Source organism: Streptomyces sp. NPDC054932 (assembly GCF_053610205.1).
Window position 1 is genome coordinate 1 of record NZ_JBSGXU010000335.1, and the last position, 4,828, is coordinate 4,828.

The following is a 4,828-nucleotide window of genomic DNA, read 5'->3' on the forward strand; positions in this document are numbered from 1 at the left end:
GCCGAACGTGGCGAGGGGTCGGAGCCTGCGGCGGTATTGGTTCGGCGCCCTGCGGGGATCGCCCCGGCACACACCCGACCCCGTCCCAACCGGCGGGTGGCGTGTCCGGGCTACGCCACGAACGTGCGCGGCGGCTCCGCCCCGCTGCCGCCCGCACCCGTGCCGATCAGCCGGGCCGCCGCCGCCAGCCGGGCGGCGGCCTCGTCGGCCACCGGCCCGCCCACGGTGAACGGCAGCCGGACGTAGCCCTCGAAGGCCCCGTCCACGCCGAACCGCGGCCCCGAGGGGACCCGTACGCCGACCCGCTCCCCCACCTCGGCCAGCCGGGAGCCGGAGAGCCCTCCCGCACGGGCCCACAGGGTCAGGCCGCCCCGCGGGACCTCGAACTCCCAGTCCGGCAGTTCCCGGCGGACCGCCGCGACCAGCGCGTCGCGGTTGTCGCGGGCCTGCTCCCGGCGGATCCCCACGGCCTCCTGCCAGCCCCCGGTCCGCATCAGCCAGTTCACGGCGAGCTGTTCCAGCACCGGCGTGCCCAGGTCGGCGTAGGCGCGGGCGGCGACCAGGCTGCGGATCACGTCGGGAGCGGCGCGGACCCAGCCGATCCGCATGCCCGCCCAGAAGGCCTTGCTGGCGGAGCCGACGGTGATGACCGTGCTGCCGGCCGGGTCGAAGGAGCACACCGGGCGGGGCATCTCCAGGTCCGGGTCCAGCTGGAGCTCCACCATCGTCTCGTCGGCCACCAGCACGGTGCCGGCCGACCGGGCCGCCTCCACCATGGCGCGGCGCTGGTCCTCGGTCGCCAGCGCCCCGGTCGGGTTGTGGAAGTCGGCGACCACGTAGGCCAGGCGCGGGGCCGAGTCGCGCAGCACCTGGCGCCACACGTCCATGTCCCAGCCGCTGAGGCCGTCGGCCATGGCGACGGGGACGAGGCGGACCCCGGCGGCGCGCATCAGCTGGAGGATGTTGGCGTAGGAGGGGGACTCGACGGCGATCCGCTCCCCGCGCCCGGCGAAAAGACTGCAGATGGCGTCGATGGCGCCCATCGCGCCGGTGGTGACCATGATCTGCTCGGGCATGGTCGGGATGCCCTGCTCGCTGTAGCGGTCGGCGAGCATCCGGCGCAGCGCGGGCAGGCCCGCCGGGTAGTCCCCGTGGGTGTGCGCGTACGGCGGCAGCTCCTCCAGGGCGCCCTGGACGGCCTTGGTGAGCCAGGGCTCGGGGGCCGGGAGCGCGGCGCAGCCGAGGTCGATCATCGAGCCGAGGGACTCGGGCGGCAGCGGCTCCAGGCCGCGGGCGGGCAGCGGGTTCCCGGCCGGGACGGAGGTCCAGCTGCCGGCGCCGCGGCGGGACTCCAGGAACCCCTCGCCGCGCAGGGCCTCGTACGCGGCGGCAACGGTGGTGCGGCTGAGCGAGAGGGCGACGGCCAGTTCCCGCTCGGCGGGCAGCCGGGCGGCGACCGGGACGCGGCCCTCGAGGACGAGGAGGCGGATGCCGTCGGCGAGGGTCCGGTAGGCGGGGGGCTTGCGCGCCCCGGGGATCCCGGGCCTCTCCTGCTGGGAGGTGATGAGGCGGGCGAGCTGTGCGGCACCGACCGCTGAGGTCCATTCGGCCATGCTGTCCGGTCCACCTTCGTCGAATTGGCCCCGCCCGGCCCCGGGCGCGGCCGGTATTGGATTGCTTCCGCCCCCACAGCCTGTCACGCCGGGGTCCACCGGGACCAGGGGCGGGGGCACACGGCCGCCCGGCGGCGGGGGCTGCGCGGCCGGGGCGACGCGCCGTTCACCACGCAGCCATCGGGCCACACCCTCCCCGCGCGCCACAGGGGGCATACTGCCGCCGTGACGCACGTACGCCTTCGCCATCCGTATCTGGACCACCCGGCTCCGATTCCCTTCGCCCACCGGGGCGGTGCCGCGGACGGGCTGGAGAACACCGCCGCCGCCTTCCGCCGGGCCGCCGAAGCGGGCTACCGGTACTTCGAGACCGATGTGCACGCCACGGCCGACGGGAAACTCGTCGCCTTCCACGACTCCACACTGGACCGGGTCACCGACGGCCGCGGCCGGATCGCCGAGCTGCACTGGAAGCAGGTCCGCGAGGCCCGGGTGGCGGGCACCGAGCCGCTGCCGCTCTTCGAGGAACTGCTGGAGGAGTTCCCGGACGCCCGCTGGAACATCGACATCAAGGCCGAGTCGGCGCTGCACCCGCTCGTCAACCTGATCGCGCGGGCCGGGATCTGGGACAGGGTCTGCGTGGGGTCCTTCTCGGAGAGCCGGGTGGCCCGCGCCCAGAAGATCGCCGGCCCCCGGCTGGCGACCTCCTACGGCGTGCGCGGGGTGGTCGGCCTGCGGCTGCGCTCGTACGCGATTCCCGCGGCGCTGCGCGTGGGCGCGGTGGCGGCGCAGGTTCCGGAGACCCAGGCCGGCATCCGCGTGGTCGACCGCCGGTTCGTACGCACCGCGCACGAGCGGGGACTCCAGGTGCACGTCTGGACCGTGAACGAACCGGAACGTATGGAGGCTCTCCTCGACCTGGGTGTCGATGGCATCATGACCGACCGGATCGACATCTTGCGCACGGTGCTGGACCGGCGCGGGGCCTGGGCCTGACTCGCCCTTCACCCCTCGCGCGGACCGGGCGCCCGCTGCGGCAAGGGACCAGCGAGGGGGACACCGCATGAGTGCGGAAGACAGCAGCAGGACCGAGGAAGCGGAACCCGGGGCGGAGGACGGGAGAGCAGCGGACGCTGCGACGGCCGCCAGGACGGCCGCGACCGCGGAGCGCAAGCGCGAGCAGCGGGGCTGGTACTTCTACGACTTCGCCGTCTCGGTGTACTCGGCGAGCGTGCTGACCGTGTTCCTCGGGCCCTACCTGACCGCGGTGGCCAAGGCCGCCGCGGACGCGGAGGGATTCGTGCACCCGCTGGGCATCCCGGTGCGGGCCGGATCCTTCTTCGCCTATTCGGTCTCGGCGTCGGTGATCCTGGCCGTCCTGCTGATGCCGCTGGTGGGAGCCGTCGCCGACCGGACCGGGCGCAAGAAGCCAATGCTGGCGGCGGCCGCCTACACGGGCGCCGCGGCGACGGCCGCGATGTTCTTCCTGGGCGGTGAGCGCTACCTCCTGGGCGGCCTGCTGCTGGTCGTCGCGAACGCCTCGCTGTCCGTCTCGATGGTGCTCTACAACGCCTATCTGCCGCAGATCTCCACCCCCGACGAGCGCGACACGGTCTCCTCGCGGGGCTGGGCCTTCGGCTACACCGCAGGCTCGCTGATGCTGGTGGTGAACCTGGTCCTCTTCCAGGGCCACGACGCCTTCGGCCTCACGGAGGGCGAGGCGGTACGGATCTGCCTGGCTTCGGCGGGCCTGTGGTGGGGAGCCTTCGCGCTGATCCCGCTGCGCAGACTGCGGGACCGTGCCGTGGTCCGCGAGCCGGGGGCGGCACCGGCCGTCAGCGGCTGGAAGCAGCTCGTCGCCACCCTGAAGGACATGCGGCGCTACCCGCTGACCCTGTCGTTCCTGCTGGCGTACCTGATCTACAACGACGGCGTGCAGACGGTGATCTCCCAGGCCTCCATCTACGGCTCGGAGGAGCTCCAGCTGGAGCAGTCCACGCTGATCGGCGCGGTGCTGCTGGTCCAGATCCTGGCGGTGGTGGGCGCCCTGGGCATGGGCCGCCTCGCCCGCATCTACGGAGCCAAGCGGACGATCCTGGGCTCGCTGGCGGCATGGGCGGTGACGCTGGCGGCCGGCTACTTCCTGCCGGCCCGGACCCCGGTGTGGTTCTTCGCGCTCGCCGCGATGATCGGGCTGGTGCTGGGAGGCAGCCAGGCGCTGTCGCGTTCGCTGTTCTCGCACCTGGTGCCGGCGGGCAAGGAGGCCGAGTACTTCTCGGCGTACGAGATGAGCGACCGCGGCCTCAGCTGGGTGGGTCCGCTCGTCTTCGGCCTGACCTACCAGCTCACGGGAAGCTACCGGGACGCGATCATCTCGCTGGTGGTCTTCTTCGCACTGGGATTCGTGCTCCTGGCGCGAGTGCCGGTGCGGCGCGCGGTGGAGGCGGCAGGCAATCCTGTACCGGAGCGGATCTGAGAGTGGGTCCGCGAGTGCGCCCCGCCCGGACCTACGAACGAATTCCGAACGAATTTAGACGTTCAAGCAAAGGGCCGGTAGTGTACGCCTTTGGCCTGCCAGGCGGACCGTTACTGCGCGCTCGAGAAGCATGGACGTTGGGTGACATCTGCTGCCAGATGTGACAAAACGGGCACTGGTGGGTACAACAAGGGGCGGCACGACGGGCGACGCACGACCCGGAGCGGGAATCTATACCGCCGACCGGACGTTGACCGGATGACGACGACAGCGACACCTGTCCTGTGGGCGACAAGCCCGGGAGGCACGATTCATGAGTGAGCGAGCTCTCCGCGGTACGCGCCTCGTGGTTACCAGCTACGAGACGGACCGCGGCATCGATCTGGCCCCGCGCCAGGCGGTGGAGTACGCATGCCAGAACGGACATCGATTTGAGATGCCGTTCTCGGTTGAGGCAGAAATTCCGCCGGAGTGGGAGTGCAAGGCGTGCGGCGCCATGGCACTCCTGGTGGACGGGGATGGGCCCGAAGAGAAGAAGGGCAAGCCTGCGCGAACGCACTGGGACATGCTCATGGAGCGACGCACCCGCGAGGAGCTGGAGGAAGTGCTGGCCGAAAGGCTCGCAGTCCTGCGTTCCGGCGCCATGAACATTGCCGTGCATCCGCGGGACAGCCGCAAGTCCGCCTGACAGCCGGACGGATACACACAAGCCGAGGGGCCCCGCCACACAGTGTGTGGC

At 72.1% G+C, this 4,828-nt stretch carries 4 protein-coding genes; 3 read left to right on the forward strand and 1 reads right to left on the reverse strand.

All coding sequences use genetic code 11. From position 1 onward, the window contains the following. Positions 1-110 precede the first annotated feature (110 nt). Positions 111-1,613 (reverse strand): SCO1417 family MocR-like transcription factor, encoded by a 1,503-nt coding sequence (locus ACWGE1_RS40220; RefSeq protein WP_453425430.1) that lies wholly within the window; start codon positions 1,611-1,613, stop codon positions 111-113. 225 nt (positions 1,614-1,838) lie between these two features. Here ACWGE1_RS40220 and ACWGE1_RS40225 point away from each other — a divergent pair, with 225 nt between their 5' ends. From ACWGE1_RS40225 to ACWGE1_RS40235, 3 genes are all read left to right on the forward strand, one after another. Further along, complete coding sequence (locus ACWGE1_RS40225) at positions 1,839-2,609, forward strand: glycerophosphodiester phosphodiesterase family protein (RefSeq protein WP_453425431.1); 771 nt, start codon at positions 1,839-1,841, stop codon at positions 2,607-2,609. A gap of 67 nt (positions 2,610-2,676) precedes the next feature. Next, positions 2,677-4,089 carry an MFS transporter gene (locus ACWGE1_RS40230; protein ID WP_453425432.1) on the forward strand — a complete coding sequence of 471 codons (1,413 nt, stop codon included), beginning with the start codon at positions 2,677-2,679 and terminating at the stop codon, positions 4,087-4,089. A gap of 313 nt (positions 4,090-4,402) precedes the next feature. Further along, positions 4,403-4,777, forward strand: coding sequence for an RNA polymerase-binding protein RbpA (locus ACWGE1_RS40235; protein WP_007262928.1), 375 nt, complete (start codon positions 4,403-4,405; stop codon positions 4,775-4,777). Positions 4,778-4,828: the final 51 nt, after the last annotated feature.

Coding starts and splice junctions, on each gene's coding strand:
- ACWGE1_RS40220 (WP_453425430.1), bottom strand. CDS start 1,613: ATGGCCGAATGGACCTCAGCGGTCGGTGCCGCACAGCTCGCCCGCCTC.
- ACWGE1_RS40230 (WP_453425432.1), top strand. CDS start 2,677: ATGAGTGCGGAAGACAGCAGCAGGACCGAGGAAGCGGAACCCGGGGCG.
- ACWGE1_RS40235 (WP_007262928.1), top strand. CDS start 4,403: ATGAGTGAGCGAGCTCTCCGCGGTACGCGCCTCGTGGTTACCAGCTAC.